Source organism: Xylophilus ampelinus (genome assembly GCF_003217575.1).
GTDB lineage: Bacteria > Pseudomonadota > Gammaproteobacteria > Burkholderiales > Burkholderiaceae_C > Xylophilus > Xylophilus ampelinus.
Genome location: NZ_QJTC01000019.1, coordinates 38,005 through 53,085, shown reverse-complemented (window position 1 = coordinate 53,085; position 15,081 = coordinate 38,005). Strand labels below are relative to the sequence as shown.

Sequence of the window (15,081 nt, the reverse complement as noted above, 5' to 3'; positions counted from 1 at the left end):
TGCCAGCAGCCGGCGCCAATCAACGACCACAAGCTATTATTTTTATAGCAAACTAGGTTGCGGGTTCGTCCGCCGTTACGAATACCGTCAGCACGCCGGTGTAGCCGTAGACGTGGTGCCGGGCGATTTCGCCTCCGGCGAAGAAGCCCACCAGCGGCACGTCGCCCAGCGCGTGGCGAAGGATCTGCAGTTCGGCGCTCGGCCCGCCGAAGTGCGGGCCGCCGCGGCCGGCGCAGCTCACGTACAGCGCGCCCGCGATGCGTCCCGCCAGGTGCGGCCGGGATTCGGCCTCGGGCGCCGACAGCGCCTCGGCGGTCACCAGCGGCAGCTCCTCGGGCTCCAGTTCCTCGCGGATCTCGGCGCAGATGCGCACCAGGTCGGCCCGGGCCGCCTGCAGGTTGCGTTGGCAAAAGGCCATGCGCATGCCGGCCTCGACCCGCTCGGCCACCGCCACGCCCTGGCGTGCAGGATCGAGCCCGACGATGTGGCGCACCCGGGTATCGACGCCGAAGTTGCCCGCCCGGCCCACCAAGTCGCTGGCGCCGCCGTCCTGCGGAGACTGCAGGCCGACCAGGGTGGCGCGCACCTTCTCCAGCGCATGCTGCGGATCGTCCATCGACACGCCCAGCTCGCGCAGCAGCACCTCGAGCGCCGGCTCGCCGTCGAGCCGGGTGATGACGTTGTCCTGCGCCGCGGTGACCGCATGGCCGCGCGCCAACGGCAGGCAGCCCTGGGTGACACGCGAGACCAGCTGCACGCCGGGGCCGAAAGCGACACCGCTCAGGCCGCCCTTGAACACGCCGCCGGCCGCGCCCTGCCCGCGGATGTTGCCGTTGCCGCCGACGGCGAACTGCACCGCGCCGTGGCGGCTGGCGGCCAGGCCGCCGAAGAGATAGCCGGTGGCGGTGCGGTCGGCCAACTCGCCGATCAGCTCGTTGAGGTCGGGCATCTGCGCATCGGCATGCAGCAGCGCGGTATGGGCGTCGAAGCTGCCGGTGGCCAGCGAGCCGAGCGGCGCCACGCCGGAGAAAACGCGGTACTGCTCGGGCGGCAGATCGCAGAGCATCACCGCCAGCGCCGGCTCGTCGAAATACTCGGCGTTGTTGACCGCCACGCCGACGCCCACGGTGCCGGCCCAGTCGGTCACCTCGGGCAGCTCGGCGCTCAGCGCATCGAGGATCTCCGGCGCGTCGGGTGCGTAGTGGTCGGTGATGTAGAGCAGCGCCAGCGGGGGCGAAGACGCGTGGTCGGGCAGTGCCATCTGGGCATGCAGCTGTGCCAGTACCAGGCCGACCGCCATGCGCCACTGCGGGTGGGTCGCGTGGCCGTAGGGGAAGAGTTTCATCGTTTGCGGGTGGGGCGCGACACGGCGGGCGCCGCGGCCGGTGGAGAGGCGCGGCGCGTGATACGCGGCGCCGCGGACGATGCCGCCGGTGCGTGGGGCCCGGCGACCGGGCGGGGCGCAGGCGCGGCGGCTCGCGGCGATGGAGACGGCGCCTTGGGGACGCGGGGCGTCGGTGTGCGCGGCGTGACCGGCGACTTCGCGCGGCCCGGTGCCGACGGCGTCTTGCGTGCGGTCGGCACCGCCCCCGCGGGAACGGCTGCCGCAGAGGCCATGCGGGTCGCCGCGTCGACCATCACCGGCGGCGCGCGCGTGGCGTCCTGCAGCGCGGCGGCGGCGATCTGCTGGAACTGGTCGGTGAGGGCGTTCCACCACTGGAGCGGATCGACCACGCCGGCCGGACCCGGGCCGGCCGTGGCCGCCTGCGGCGCAGCGGACGGCGCGGCAGCGTCGGCCTGCGGCGCGGAGGCGGCGGGCGCAGGCGACGGCTCGTCAGGTACCGGCGCGGGCTTCGGCGCCACAGCAGCGGCGCCAGCGGTGAACATGTCGTCGTACGGCCCGGGCGCGCCCGCGGCCCGCGCGGCCGGGGCGGGCGCCGCAGGCGGAGCCGAAGCCTGCGCGCAGGCTTCGGCGGCCGGAAAGCCGAAGGCAGAGGCCAGATCGCCCATCTGCACGTTCATGCTGCGCAGGGTGGCGAGCGACATCTTCTGCACCTCGAGTGCCTGGATCGTGGCGGCCAGCGCGCGGGCGTTCTGCTCCAGCCAGAACTGCACCGTCTTCAGCTCCTGGATGCGCTTGTCGAGTTCTTCGAGCCGCAGCGTGGGCGCGACCCAGGCCGACCAATCGGGCAGCCCGGCGGGCGTGGCGCGCGGCATGCCCTTGGCGGCCGACGCGGCCAGCGTCTGGAGGAAATCGAAGCCCGGAACGTACTCTCCGAAACCGAAGGCGGTGGGCTCGGGCATGGCTGTCTCCTGGTATTGTGGGGTGGCGCCGACAGGCAGCCAGCTTACCGCAAGCAGCCCGTGTTGCACTCCGTGCTCAACACGGTGTTTCCGCATGTAATCCCGGGCATCGGCCACGTGGCGCGGGGGCTGGCGCGGAGTAAGCTCGATCGGCCTACAGGCTTTGAACACGTAATCGAGCGACATGCTTATGGAGCCGCCGTTGTCCCTGTCGTCCTGCCCCGCACCGCCTTGCGTCGCGTCAACGCTCCGCCGCGGCCTGGCCTGCGGCCTGGGCCTGCTCCTCTGCGGATCGGCATGGGCCGTCCAGGACTGCGACCTCAACGGCGAATTCGTCAGCCCGATCGGCGGCAGCAGCCTCCAGGGACGGACCGGCACGATCCGCTGCCGGGAGCGGGGCACTGGCATGCCGACCCGCGAGCAGGAAGTGCAGGACGGCAAGTTCATCGGCCAGGTGCGCTATTTCAGCGAAAACAGGTTGTCGCGTGAACATGTCCTGAACGAGCGCGGCAACATCCACGGCCGGGCCCGCGAGTTCGCTCCCTCGGGCCAGGTGCTGCGGGACACCGTCTACGACGACGGCCGCCAGGTCGGAATGGCGCGCAACTTCTACGCCAACGGCCTGTTGCAGCGCGCGAGTTTCAGCAATGCGAAAGGCGAGATCGCCTCGGCCGAATTCAACGCCCACGGCGAACTGCGGCGACTTCAGTGCGCCGACCGGCCGGTGCTGGCCCCGGTGGTGGACGACGCGCGGCTCTGCGGCTTCGCAGGCAAGCCGTCGCAGATCGCCTTCTATTCCGAGACCGGCGTGTTGCATGCCCGCGGCACCTACGCTGCCGGCAAGCGGGTGCGCTACGAGACGCTGCAGGAGAACGGCCACGTCTCGCAGCAGGAAGAACTGAGCGCCACCGGTCGTATCGAACGCAGCTTCGACACCGCAGGCACCAAGCGCCGCGAGGTGATCTGGAGCATGGCCGGCGGCAAGGCGGTGCGCGAGCGCGAGCAGGAGTTCTCGCACACCGGCGTGCTTTTGCGCGAACGCCGCTGGACGCAGGGAGAACTCAGCGGCGAATCGACCTTCTTTCCCAACGGCCAGCGGCGCAGCGTGGCGCAGTACGACGTCGCCGGCACCGCCCGCGTCCTGGACACCCGCGAGTTCTACGACAACGGCACGCTGGCGGCCGAGAGCCGCTACATCGACACCGGCCGCTACGCCCCCATCCCCACCGGCATCCACCGCCGCTTCGACACCCAGGGCCGGCTGAGGTCGGAATCGGTCTACGACGCCCGCGGCCGCCTCAGCCGCGCACGCACCTACGACGAGGCCGGCCGGCTCGTGCGGGACGACGAGGTGGAGGAAGACGGGTCGCGCCGGGCGATGGCGCGGTAGGCGTACGCCGGGGCCTCGATCAGGCGGCGCTCGGCGCGTCGGCGTACCCGGTGGCCACCACATGCTGGTCGATCGCCCCGAAGACGCTCTGCCCGTCGCGGCCCTTCATCTCGATGCGGATGGTGTCGCCGAAGCGCATGAATTCGGTCTTCGGTGCCCCGTCCTGGATGGTTTCGATGCAGCGCTTCTCGGCGATGCAGCTGTAGCCCTTGGGCCAGTCCATGCGGCCGTTCTTCTCCATCCCCTTGTTGCTGACGGAGCCGCTGCCGACGATGCTGCCGGCGCGCACGTTGCGGGTTTTGGCGATGTGGGCGACCAGCTGGCCGAAGTGGAAGGTCATGTCGGGGCCGGCGTCGCACATGCCGACCTTGCGGCCGTTCCAGGTGCTCTGCAGGGTCAGGTGCAGGCGGCCGCCCTGCCAGGCCTCGCCCAGCTCGTCGAGGGTGACGGCCACCGGGCTGAAAGCGGTGGCGGGCTTGCTCTGCAAGAAGCCGAAGCCCTTGGCCCGCTCGGCCGGGACCAGGTTGCGCAGGCTGACGTCGTTGGCCAGCATGACCAGGCGGATGCCGTCCAGCGCCTGCTCGGGCGTGGCGCCCATCCGCACGTCGGCGGTGACGACGGCGATCTCGGCCTCGAAGTCGATGCCGAAGGCCTCCGACGGCACCACGACCGCGTCGCAGGGGCCGGCGAAATCGTCGCTGCCGCCCTGGTACATCAGCGGGTCGTCATAGAAACTGGCGGGCACCTCGGCGCCGCGGGCCCGGCGCACCAGCTCGACATGGTTCAGGTAGGCCGAGCCGTCGGCCCACTGGTAGGCGCGCGGCAGGGGCGCCATGCAGCGGGCGGGCTCGAACGGGAACGCGTGGCGGGCGCGGCCGGCATTGAGCTCGTCGCTCAGGTCCTGCAGCTGGGGCGAGAGGAAGCTCCAGTCGTCCAGCACCTGCTGCAGGCGGCCGGCGATGCCGGTCGCATAATGGGCCGAGGCCAGGTCGCGGGATACGACCAGCAACTGGCCGTCGCGCGATCCGTCCTTGTAGGTAGCAAGTTTCATGGCAGCAAGTATCCCTGGAACCGTTCCGCGGAGCCCCGCGGGCGGCATCCCCGTGCGCCCCCTGGCCGCCCTGACCGCAGCCGTGCTGGCGGCCCACCTGGCCGCGCTCGGCTGGGTGCCGCCGGGCCTGCCCGACGCGCCGCCGCCCACCAGCGCCACGCCCTTCGTCACCCGGATGGTGTCCCCTCCCGCGCCGCCCGACCCGGTGGCACCGCCCCGGCCGCCGGCCCCGCCGCCCGCGCCACCGCCCGCCCCTGCGCCGACACCCAAACCGAAGCCGCCGCCGGCACCGCCTTCCGCGCCGGCGCCCGAGCCGGCGCCTTCGCCACCGGCCGCCGATCCGCTGGCGGCGGCGTCGATCGGCCCGGTCGCCTCGATCGGGCCGTCGGCCTCCGTCGGGCCGGGCGCGTCGGTCGGCCCGTCGGCCGCCGCGGGCACCCCGGCCGGCGCTGGCGCTTCGGCGGGCGCGGGCGGATCCGGCACCGGCACCGGCGCGGCAGGCCCGGCGGGCGTGGCGACGGCCCCTGCGGCGACCGCGACTCCCGGGCGGTATCTGCTGGAAGGCCCGCCGTGGAGCCCGCCCGTCGGCGTACCGGCCTCGGTGCGGATGCTCTACAGCGCCGAGGGCAATGCCAAGGGCATGACCTGGCACGCCAAATCGGAACTGCTCTGGCAGCAGGAGGGCGACCGCTACGACGCGCGGATGGAGGTCAGCGCCTTCCTGATCGGCTCGCGGGTGCAGACCAGCACCGGCAGGATCGACGCGACCGGGCTGGTGCCCGAGCGCTTCGGCGACAAGGCGCGGCGCAGCGAGCAGGCGGCGCATTTCGACCGCGACAAGGGCAGTGTCGTCTTCAGCTCGAACGCGCCCGAGGCACCGCTGCATGCCGGCGCGCAGGACCGGCTGGGCGTGTTCATGCAGCTCGGCGCGCTGCTGGCGGGCGATCCGACGCGCTACCCCGAAGGCTCGTCGATCGCGCTGCAGACCGTCGGCACCCGCGACGCGGAGGACTGGAGCTTCACCATCGCCGCCCGCGAACCCCTGGACCTGCCCGCGGGCAAGGTCGACGCGGTGCGCCTGGAGCGGGCGCCGCGCAAGGAGTTCGATACCCGGGTCGAGGTCTGGTACGCCCCGGCGCTGGGCTACCTGCCGGTGCGCATCCGCATCACCCAGCAAAACGGCGACTATGTCGATCAGAAGCTCGACAGCCTGGGCAAGCCGTGAGGGCCCGACGCCCGAACGGCGCAGGGCGCCATGTCTTACGCGCCAAAGCGATAAAAAGAATGGCGCTGCGGCCCCCCTACACTTGAAACTGGCATCCATGCTGCCAAATGCCAGAGAGTTCTGAACAGAAAAGGAAACCGCATGCAGATGCTTTACGACTCGGAGTCTTTCGTGGTTGTCCACATGGTGCCAGACACCACCGAGGACGACAGCACGGGTGCGGAAGTCCCACAGCTGGCGCGCCATGGTTTCGAGATCGTGGACAAGCGCTCTGGCAAAGAGGTCTACCTCGACGGCTCCTGGGCCGAGATGTTCCAGCAGATCATCCTCGACTGGCAGCGCAACACGCCTACGCAGGACGAGGTCGAGGATATGCTCGACAGCTACGCGGGCCTGGCGCAGAACCCGGTCGTCGTGCACTGATGCAGCAGGCGGCCTCTACCGGCCGCCCGTGCGGCCCTCGGTCTCTGACAAGTCGATCGACGCCACGGTCTTCCGTGGCGTTTTGCTTGGTGGGCAGGTCGTGCGGCGGCGCGGCGTCTTCCTGCTGCGGATAGAGCCGGCGGAACACCGGCTCCACCAGCAGCAGCACCGGCGATCAGCCTGCGCACCTGGAACGCGGTGATCACCGGCACCCCGGCTGCAGTACCTTGGCGATCGTCAACTGCGCCGCATTGCGCGCCGGCCCGGCGCTGGCCACCGGCGCGCCCGCCATCTCCGCCAGCGCGACGACGACCGGCGGCCCGACCATCCAGGGCGGCGGCGTGCGCAGGACCACGCAGGCCGCGGCCGCGGCGAAGGCGAGCGCCAGGGTGAACAGTTAGAGCGGCTAACACAACCCAGCGAAGCGGTTCTGGCTAGGCGCCGCATCGCAGACAGTACGAGTAGTACGACAAGGTGCGGCAACGACGCCAGAAGGGTTGTGTTAGCCGCTCTTAGCGGGCCAGCAGCATGCGATCGGGCAAGGCGAGAGAAAAGCGGCGCATGGGGAAACGAAGACGGAAAAGGCGGGCACGACCGGGCGCCCCTGTTCGGGACGGCGATTGCAACAGACCTCGCACCACCGGGACACCCCCGGGGCCGGCCGCATAGTATCGACGCATGACCGCCTGCGCCCCGCTCCGCCACCGCCTGTCCCGCCCGGGGCCCGCCGTCCGCCACGCGGCACCGATGCTGCTGGCGGGCGTGCTGGCGGGCTGCGCGGCCGGGCCGTCCGCGGTTCCGGCCAAGACGCCCGGCACCGCGGCGGAGCCGGCCTCACCTGCCGGCGCGGACGCCACGCCCGACATCCTGCTGATCGGCGAGACCCACGACGCGGCGGGCCAGCCCGAACTGGTGGTCGCCCAATTGCAGCGGCTCGCCGCCCGGGGCCGGCTGGCCGCTGTGGCGCTGGAGATGGCCCCGCTGGGCGCCACCACCGTCGCCCTGACGCCCGATGCCGACGACGCCGCCCTGCGCCGCGCATTGCGCTGGGACGAACGCGCCTGGCCCTGGGCACGCTATGCGCCGGTAGTGCGCGCAGGCCTGGCGGCCCGCGTGCCGGTGGTCGGCGCCAACCTGCCCGCCGACCAGATGCGCACCGCGATGGAGGACGTGTCGCTCGACGCGCAGCTGGCGCCCGACGTGCGCCGTGCGCAGGAAGAGGCGATCCGCACCGGCCACTGCGGCCTGCTGCCCGAGCGGCAGATCGGCCCGATGACGCGGGTGCAGATCGGCCGCGACCGGGCGATGGCGCTGACGCTGGCCGAATCGGTGATGCCCGGCCGCACCGCCTGCTGCTGGCGGGTGCCGGCCATGTCGACCGGCAGCTGGGCGTGCCGCAGCACCTGCCGACCCAGTGGACCGTGCGTAGCGTGGCGATGGTGGCCGGCGGCGCGGCGCCCGGCGGGCAGTTCGACGCGGTGTGGACCAGCCCGGCGATGCCGCCGGTCGATCACTGCGCCGGCCTGCGGCGGATGATGGCGCCGGCGCGGCGCGGTTGAGCGAAACGGGGCGTCGGTTGCCGGACGGCGCCTCTGAAAGCGGCCGCAGTCCTTGCTATAAAAATAATAGCTACAGGTCGGCGTTTTTCGCCGGCCAGAGGCACTTTTCGTTCATAAAACGGCCTGCGAGGGCGACCGGACAAGGCGCGGCGAACAGCTGCAGCGTGCGCTGGTTGACCCGCAGCACCCGCAGGGCGGACATGCCCTCCTGCACCGCCTCGGGATGCGCGTCCAGGTAGGCCCCGAGGTCGCGCACGCCCTCGGCCCGCAGCCGGTCGAGCAGCCGCTTCAGGCCGCTGAAGTCTTCGAGCCACAGGGAGACGGGGGCGAATTCGAAGGCGTGGCCCAGGTCGACGGAGTCGGACGGTGCGTTCATGGCAGAAAACTCGAATAAAAAATGCCTGCAGCCGACGTACCGCGCCGACCAGCAGCTATGAATTCAATAGCAAACGATGGGCGGCTCCCCCGGCGGGCGGCGCCGGCCGGCCGGTGCCGCCCGCCCCGTGCCGGATCCGCGGGTGCCCTGCCCATCGGCTACGACCGGATCAGCGGCCGGGCCGGCGCGCCCGCCGGTTCCAGCAGCGCCGGCTGGCGGCGCAGCAGCGCGGCGAATTCGTCGGGCGGCAAAGCGTGGCTGAGCAGGAAGCCCTGGTACATGTCGCAGTGCCGCTCGCGCAGGAAATCCAGCTGGGCCTTCGTCTCGACCCCCTCGGCGATGACCCGCATGCCCAGGCTGCGCGCCATCGCGATGATGGCCGCGCTGATCGCCATGTCGTCGGCGCTGCCGGGGATGTCGCCGATGAAGCTGCGGTCGATCTTGATCACGTCGATCGGGAAGCGCTTCAACTTGGCGAGCGAGGAGTAGCCGGTGCCGAAGTCGTCGATCGCGATCCGCACCCCGAGGGCGCGCAACTGCTCGAGGGTGTCGAGCGCCTCGTCTTCGCGCTCGACCAGCACGCCCTCGGTGATCTCCAGCTCCAGGCAGTCGGCGGGGAACCCGGTCGCCTCCAGCACCTGGGTGGCCTGGCCCACCACGTCGTTCAGGTGGAACTGGCGGGGCGAGACGTTGGCGGCCAGCGTCAGCGGCGGCAGGCCCTCGTCGCGCCAAGCGCGACCCTGGCGGCAGGTCTCGGCCAGCACCCAGGTGCCGATCGCGCCGATCAGGCCGGTCGATTCGGCCACCGGGATGAAACGGTCGGGTGGGATCCGGCCCGCTTCGGGGTCCTGCCAGCGCAGCAGCGCCTCGGCGCCGACGATGCGGCCACTGCCGATATCGACCTGCGGCTGGTAGTGCAGCTGCAGCGTGCCCTGGGCGACCGCGCGGCGCAGCTTGGCCTCCAGCTCCAGCCGGGCGCGGGCGCTGGCGGTCATCTCGTCGGCGAAGTAGCGGTAGACGCCGCGGCCGTCGCCCTTGGCGCGGTAGAGGGCCGCGTCGGCGCCCTGCAGCAGCGCCTCGGGCGTGGTGCCGTGCTGCGGGAACAGGCAGATGCCGGCGCTCATGCCGGTCGCCAGCTCCACGCCGGCGCGCGAATGCCAGGGCTGGGCCAGCGCCTCCATGCAGCGGGCGGCGCCGCTGGCCGCGTCCTCGCCGGTCGGCAGGTCGCGCATCAGCAGCGCGAACTCGTCGCCGCCCAGGCGGGCCAGCACGTCTGTCGGCCGGCGGCAGGCCCCCAGGCGCGCGGCCACCTGCTGCAGCAGCTCGTCGCCGGCCAGGTGGCCGTAGCTGTCGTTCACGTCCTTGAAGCGGTCGAGGTCGAAGAGCAGCACCGCCAGCATCTCGCCCTCGCGCTCGGCTTCGAGCACCACCTCCTCCAGCCGCAGCTGGAACATCAGCCGGTTGGGCAGGCCGGTGAGGGCGTCGTGGTGGGCCAGGTAGTCGAGCTTGGCCTCCGAGGCCTTCTGCAGCGTGATGTCGGTGAAGACGCCCACGTAATGGTTGACGTGGCCGGCACCGTCGCGCACCGCGGTGATCGCCAGCATCTCGGGGAAGATCTCGCCGCTCTTGCGTCGGTTCCAGACCTCGCCCTGCCAGCGGCCATGGGCGTCGAGGTCGGCCCACATCGCCGCATAGAAGTCGGGCGCATGCCGGCCGGACTGCAGCAGGCGGGGCAGTTCTCCCAGCACTTCGGCCGCGGCGTAGCCCGAAACGCGGCTGAAGGCCGGGTTGACCGAGACGATGCGCTGGTCGGCATCGGTGACCATCACGCCCTCGACCGTCTCCTCGATGATCGCGTCGGCCAGTCGCAGGTGCGTCTGGGCCGAGCGCATCGCGGTGACGTCCTCGACCACCGGCACGAAGTAGGCCGGCACGTCGTCCTCGTCCCGCACGATGCCGACCTTGACCTTCAACCAGCGCAGCTGGCCGTCGGTATGGCGGATCCGATGCTCGATCTCGTAATGGTGGGCCTCGCCGCGCAGCAGGATGCCGCGCCGCTCTTGCGCCGCCGCCGCATCGAAGGATTCCATCAGCTCGGCCATGCTGCGACCGACCAGGTCGGCCTCGCTGCGGCCGAAAATCTCGCATAGCCGCGGGCTGGCCGCCAGCATCCGGAAATCGACCGACATCCGGCCGATGCCGACGCCCGCGTGCTGCACCATGCCGCCCAGTTCGCTGCCGATGCGCAAGCTGGCCTCCCGCGCTCGCCGCTCCCGGCGCAGCAGGACCCACCCGAGCAGGCCGGTCAGCACGACGAAGACGAACTCGCCGGCGCCATGCAGACGCGCGACCAGGGCGGGATCGGTCACATCGAGCGTGCGCTGCAGACGTTGCGAGGCGAACATCCAGGCGGCCCCGACCACTATGTAGAGGGCGGCGACGGCGACCGGGCGCAGGCCCTGTTTCATGCGCGGCGGGCCTGGCGTGGCGAAAGGTTGCGGGAGCGAAGGCGGCAGCAGGTCATGGCGTAGAGAATCGGCGCGGGGAGACTGCAACCCGGCACACCGGCGGGCGAGCCCCCCGGCGGGGCGTGCGCCCCCAGCGTGCTGTGCGCCGCGCCTCCCAGATACAAATGCGGCAAGCGGCCATTGTGCATGCCCGCAGCCGCCCGACCGGCGACCGTGGCGGGGGGCCGACAGATTTTTGCCGCCCCTGCCTGCCGGCCCGACGATCGACTGCCCGGTCCGCCCCGGCCCCCGGACGCGCGGCGCGCGGCAGCCGGTCGGTCGGGTCGGTTGCCGGCGGCGGCATCGGTGGTTGCTGCGACAATCCCGCGGCTATGAACCACGCCTACGTCCTCACCCTGTCCTGCCCCGACCGCCCGGGCATCGTGCACGCCGTCTCGGGCTTCCTGTTCGAGCGCGGCGGCAACATCGAGGCCGCGGCGCAGTACAACGACCCGGCCACCGGCCTCTTCTTCATGCGGGTGCAGTTCGCCTGCGCCACGCTCGACCGGGCCGCGTTGCAGGCGGCGCTCGACGCGTTCTCGCCCTCGTTCGGCGGCCAGTGGCAGCTGCACACCCTGGCCGAGCCGGTGCGCACCGTGCTGATGGTGAGCAAGGAAGGCCACTGCCTCAACGACCTGCTGTTCCGCTGGAAATCGGGCCTGCTGGCCATCGACATCCGCGCCATCCTCAGCAACCACCGCGATTTCTACCAACTGGCGGCCAGCTACAACGTGCCCTTCCACCACATCCCGGTCACCGCCGCCACCAAGCCGCAGGCCGAGGCGAAGCAGTACGAAATCATCGAGGCCGAAGGCGCCGAGCTGGTGGTGCTGGCCCGCTACATGCAGGTGCTCTCCGACGACCTGTGCCGCAAGCTGGCGGGCCGTGCGATCAACATCCACCACAGTTTCCTGCCCAGCTTCAAGGGCGCCAAGCCCTACTACCAGGCGCACGACCGCGGGGTGAAGCTGATCGGCGCCACCGCCCACTACGTGACCGCCGACCTGGACGAGGGCCCGATCATCGAGCAGGACGTGGCCCGGGTGGACCACAGCAAGACGGTCGAGGACCTGACCGCCATGGGCCGCGACACCGAGAGCCAGGTACTGGCCCGCGCCGTGAAGTGGCACAGCGAGCGCCGCGTGCTGCTCGACGGCAATAAGACGGTGATATTCAAATGACCTCCCAGGACGCCGGCGCCTCCCCCGGCCCGGCACAGAAAAGCCCGGCATGAGCACCGGCCTGTGACGACGACGAAAGCCGCACCGTGAAGCCGATCGCCGGGCTGGCCTGGCTGCTGGTGTTCCAGTCGGTGGGCGAGGCGCTGTCGCACGTCTTCTCGCTGCCGTTTCCCGGGCCGGTGATCGGCATGGTGCTGCTCTTCGTGGCGCTGTTCCATCCGGCGGTCCGCGGTCCGGTCGGGGCATGCGCGGATTTTTTGCTGGCGCACCTGTCGCTGCTCTTCGTGCCGGTGGGCGTGGGCGTGATGACGCACCTGGGGCTGCTGGAGGCCTATGGCGCCCGCATCCTGGCGGTGATCGCGGTGTCGACCTGGATCGGCATCGCGGTGACGGCACTGGTGCTGCGGGCGGGGCGCGAGGGCGGTGCGGCGAACGGCGGCAAGGGCACGGCACCGGCCACGCCGCGGGAGGGCCGGCATGGCTGATGTCGTCGAGCTCTGGCTCTACCTCTCCTCCAGCCCGCTCTTCGGGCTGACCGCGACGCTCGCCGTCTACGTGCTGGCCCAGGGGTTCTACGCGTCGCGCGGCCAGGCGCCCTGGGCCAACCCGGTCCTCTGGAGCGTGCTGGTGCTGGCCGGCGGCCTGCTGGCGGCGCGCGTGCCCTACCCCACCTATTTCGCGGGGGCGCAGTTCATCCATTTCCTGCTGGGGCCGGCGGTGGTGGCGCTGGGCTGGCCGCTGTGGCAGCGGCGCGCCGCGCTGCGGGCGCGCTGGGGCCGGCTGATGCTGGCGGCGCTGGCCGGCGGTGCCGCGGCCAGCGCCAGCGCGGTGGCGCTGGCCTGGGCCTTCGGCCTGCCGCGCGAGGTGATCCTGTCGCTGGCGCCCAAGTCGGTCACCGCGCCGGTCGCGATGGGAGTCGCCCAGGCGATCGGCGGGGTGCCGGCGCTGGCCGCCGTGTTCGCGGTGCTGACCGGACTGGTGGGCGCGCTCAGCGGCAAGTACCTTTTCGCCCGGCTGGGGGTGCCGACCGACAGCGCCGGCTGGACCGCCCGCGGCTTCGCGCTGGGCACCGCCGCGCACGGCATCGGCGCGGCCCGGGCCATGCAGGTCAACGCCGAGGCCGGCGCCTATGCCGGCCTGGCGCTGGGCCTGCAGGTGGTGCTGGCGTCGCTGCTGATGCCGTTGGTGTTCCGGCTGTTCTAGCGGGCCGGCCGGCGCATCAGGGCGCCGCGGGCGGCGTCCGGCCGCCGAAGATCGCGGTGCCCACCCGCACCATCGTGCTGCCCTCGGCCACCGCCGCCTCCAGGTCGGCCGACATGCCCATCGACAGCGTGTCGAGCGGCAGCCCTTCGGCCACCAGCGCATCGAACAGCGCCCGGGTGCGGGCATGCACCGCCCGCTGCGCCGCCATGTCGGCCTGCGGCTCGGGGATCGTCATCAGGCCGCGCAGCCGCAGCCCGGGCAGCGCGGCGACGGCATGCGCCAGCGCCGGCAGGTCGGCCGGCGACACGCCCGACTTGTTGGCGCCGCCGTCGATGTCCACCTGCAGGCAGACGTCGAGCGGCGGCAGGCCCTCCGGCCGCTGGGCCGACAGCCGCTCGGCGATCTTCAGCCTGTCTACCGAATGCACCCAGTCGAAGTGGGTGGCGGCCAGCCGGGTCTTGTTGCTCTGCACCGGCCCGATGCAGTGCCATTCGATGCCGCTGCCGGCCAGCGCCTCCACCTTCTCCACGCCCTCCTGAAGGTAGTTCTCGCCGAAGGCCTGTTGCCCGGCCGCGACGGCTTCTCGCACATCTTGGGCGCCGAAGGTCTTCGATACCGCCAGTAGCCGCACACTGTGGACCGGCCGCCCCGCCGCGGCGCATGCCGCCGCGATCCGGTCGTGTACCTGGTGGATGTTGTTACCAATCGTTGTCATAATCGCCGAAGCGTCCGAAATGAAATCTTGAAGGATCCCCGTGGATATCACCCAACTGCTGGCCTTCAGCGTGAAGAACAAGGCCTCCGACCTGCACCTCTCGGCCGACCTGCCGCCGATGATCCGGGTCCATGGCGATGTGCGGCGGATCAACGTCGATGCGCTCGACCACAAGGCGGTCCACGCCATTGTGTACGACATCATGAACGACAGCCAGCGCAAGGCCTACGAGGAGTTCTTGGAGGTCGACTTCTCCTTCGAGATCGAGGGCCTGGCGCGCTTCCGGGTCAACGCCTTCAACCACAACCGCGGCGCGGGCGCGGTGTTCCGGACGATTCCCTCGAAGATCCTGACGCTGGAGCAGCTCAACGCGCCCAAGATCTTCGGCGACCTGGCCCTCAAGCCGCGCGGCCTGGTGCTGGTCACCGGCCCCACCGGCTCGGGCAAGTCGACCACGCTGGCCGCGATGGTCAACTACCTCAACGAAACCGAGTACGGCCACATCCTCACCGTGGAAGACCCGGTCGAGTTCGTGCACGAATCGAAGAAGTGCCTGGTGAACCAGCGCGAGGTGGGTCCGCACACCCACTCGTTCTCGGCCGCGCTGCGCTCGGCCCTGCGGGAGGATCCCGACGCGATCCTGGTCGGCGAAATGCGCGACCTGGAAACCATCCGCCTGGCGATGACCGCCGCCGAGACCGGCCACCTGGTCTTCGGCACGCTGCACACCTCAAGCGCCGCCAAGACGATCGACCGGATCATCGACGTGTTCCCGGCCGAAGAAAAGGAAATGGTCCGCGCGATGCTGTCCGAATCGCTGCAGGCCGTCATCTCGCAGACGCTCTGCAAGACCAAGGACGGCCAGGGCCGGGTCGCGGCGCACGAGATCATGCTGGGCACCAGCGCGATCCGCAACCTGATCCGCGAGGCCAAGGTCGCGCAGATGTACTCGGCGATCCAGACCGGCAACAGCGTCGGCATGCAGACGCTCGACCAGAACCTGACCGACCTGGTGCGCCGCAACGTGATCGCGCCGTCCGAGGCCCGGGCCAAGGCCAAGATCCCCGAAAACTTCCCCGGCTAGGCCGCTGCCTGCGGCCCGCCGCAGGCCAGCGCGACCACGCCCCCACCGCACGCGCATTCGACA

At 71.3% G+C, this 15,081-nt stretch carries 15 protein-coding genes; 9 read left to right on the top strand and 6 right to left on the bottom strand.

Going from position 1 to position 15,081, the window contains the following annotated elements; all coding sequences use genetic code 11:
* Positions 1-52 precede the first annotated feature (52 nt).
* Positions 53-1,345: an FIST signal transduction protein gene (locus tag DFQ15_RS12610; protein ID WP_110466312.1), complete on the bottom strand. Its 1,293-nt coding sequence runs from the start codon at positions 1,343-1,345 to the stop codon at positions 53-55.
* Positions 1,342-2,304, bottom strand: coding sequence for a PhaM family polyhydroxyalkanoate granule multifunctional regulatory protein (locus DFQ15_RS12605; RefSeq protein WP_199399871.1), 963 nt, complete (start codon positions 2,302-2,304; stop codon positions 1,342-1,344). Before DFQ15_RS12605 ends, DFQ15_RS12610 begins: the two co-directional genes overlap by 4 nt.
* A gap of 202 nt (positions 2,305-2,506) precedes the next feature.
* Between DFQ15_RS12605 and DFQ15_RS12600 the strand changes: the two genes are divergently transcribed.
* Positions 2,507-3,694, top strand: a complete 1,188-nt coding sequence (locus tag DFQ15_RS12600) for a toxin-antitoxin system YwqK family antitoxin (protein WP_233504482.1) — start codon at positions 2,507-2,509, stop codon at positions 3,692-3,694.
* Between the two features lie 19 nt (positions 3,695-3,713).
* On the opposite strand, the gene DFQ15_RS12595 is transcribed toward DFQ15_RS12600, so the two are convergent.
* Entirely contained in the window at positions 3,714-4,745 is a 1,032-nt protein-coding gene (locus DFQ15_RS12595; protein ID WP_110466311.1) for a fumarylacetoacetate hydrolase family protein, read from the bottom strand.
* Between the two features lie 52 nt (positions 4,746-4,797).
* On the opposite strand from DFQ15_RS12595, the gene DFQ15_RS12590 reads away from it, so the two are divergent.
* The 4 genes from DFQ15_RS12590 to DFQ15_RS12580 all read left to right on the top strand — a co-directional run bounded on the left by DFQ15_RS12590 (position 4,798) and on the right by DFQ15_RS12580 (position 7,929).
* The gene (locus DFQ15_RS12590) at positions 4,798-5,970 is read left to right on the top strand and encodes a DUF3108 domain-containing protein (protein WP_233504480.1); all 1,173 of its coding nucleotides are present in this window, start codon (positions 4,798-4,800) and stop codon (positions 5,968-5,970) included.
* Between the two features lie 141 nt (positions 5,971-6,111).
* Positions 6,112-6,393, top strand: coding sequence for a BTH_I0359 family protein (locus tag DFQ15_RS12585; protein ID WP_110466310.1), 282 nt, complete (start codon positions 6,112-6,114; stop codon positions 6,391-6,393).
* A gap of 227 nt (positions 6,394-6,620) precedes the next feature.
* Complete coding sequence (locus DFQ15_RS17445; RefSeq protein WP_158529065.1) at positions 6,621-6,794, top strand: hypothetical protein; 174 nt, start codon at positions 6,621-6,623, stop codon at positions 6,792-6,794.
* A 277-nt stretch (positions 6,795-7,071) separates the two neighbouring features.
* Positions 7,072-7,929, top strand: coding sequence for a ChaN family lipoprotein (locus DFQ15_RS12580; protein ID WP_233504478.1), 858 nt, complete (start codon positions 7,072-7,074; stop codon positions 7,927-7,929).
* A 93-nt stretch (positions 7,930-8,022) separates the two neighbouring features.
* On the opposite strand, the gene DFQ15_RS12575 is transcribed toward DFQ15_RS12580, so the two are convergent.
* Both DFQ15_RS12575 and DFQ15_RS12570 read right to left on the bottom strand, forming a co-directional pair.
* Positions 8,023-8,328 carry a hypothetical protein gene (locus DFQ15_RS12575; protein ID WP_110466309.1) on the bottom strand — a complete coding sequence of 102 codons (306 nt, stop codon included), beginning with the start codon at positions 8,326-8,328 and terminating at the stop codon, positions 8,023-8,025.
* 158 nt (positions 8,329-8,486) lie between these two features.
* Positions 8,487-10,796: a putative bifunctional diguanylate cyclase/phosphodiesterase gene (locus DFQ15_RS12570; protein ID WP_110466308.1), complete on the bottom strand. Its 2,310-nt coding sequence runs from the start codon at positions 10,794-10,796 to the stop codon at positions 8,487-8,489.
* 371 nt (positions 10,797-11,167) lie between these two features.
* Here DFQ15_RS12570 and purU point away from each other — a divergent pair, with 371 nt between their 5' ends.
* The 3 genes from purU to DFQ15_RS12555 all read left to right on the top strand — a co-directional run bounded on the left by purU (position 11,168) and on the right by DFQ15_RS12555 (position 13,219).
* Complete coding sequence (purU, locus tag DFQ15_RS12565) at positions 11,168-12,016, top strand: formyltetrahydrofolate deformylase (protein WP_110466307.1); 849 nt, start codon at positions 11,168-11,170, stop codon at positions 12,014-12,016.
* An 86-nt stretch (positions 12,017-12,102) separates the two neighbouring features.
* A complete protein-coding gene (locus tag DFQ15_RS12560) occupies positions 12,103-12,501 on the top strand; it encodes a CidA/LrgA family protein (protein WP_110466306.1) in 399 nt (132 codons plus the stop codon).
* Positions 12,494-13,219, top strand: a complete 726-nt coding sequence (locus tag DFQ15_RS12555) for an LrgB family protein (protein ID WP_110466305.1) — start codon at positions 12,494-12,496, stop codon at positions 13,217-13,219. Before DFQ15_RS12560 ends, DFQ15_RS12555 begins: the two co-directional genes overlap by 8 nt.
* A 16-nt stretch (positions 13,220-13,235) precedes the next feature.
* Here the strand turns inward: DFQ15_RS12555 and DFQ15_RS12550 are convergent, their stop codons facing one another.
* The gene (locus DFQ15_RS12550; RefSeq protein WP_110466304.1) at positions 13,236-13,934 is read right to left on the bottom strand and encodes a YggS family pyridoxal phosphate-dependent enzyme; all 699 of its coding nucleotides are present in this window, start codon (positions 13,932-13,934) and stop codon (positions 13,236-13,238) included.
* A 40-nt stretch (positions 13,935-13,974) separates the two neighbouring features.
* Here DFQ15_RS12550 and DFQ15_RS12545 point away from each other — a divergent pair, with 40 nt between their 5' ends.
* Positions 13,975-15,018 (top strand): type IV pilus twitching motility protein PilT, encoded by a 1,044-nt coding sequence (locus tag DFQ15_RS12545; protein ID WP_110466303.1) that lies wholly within the window; start codon positions 13,975-13,977, stop codon positions 15,016-15,018.
* Positions 15,019-15,081 lie beyond the last annotated feature (63 nt).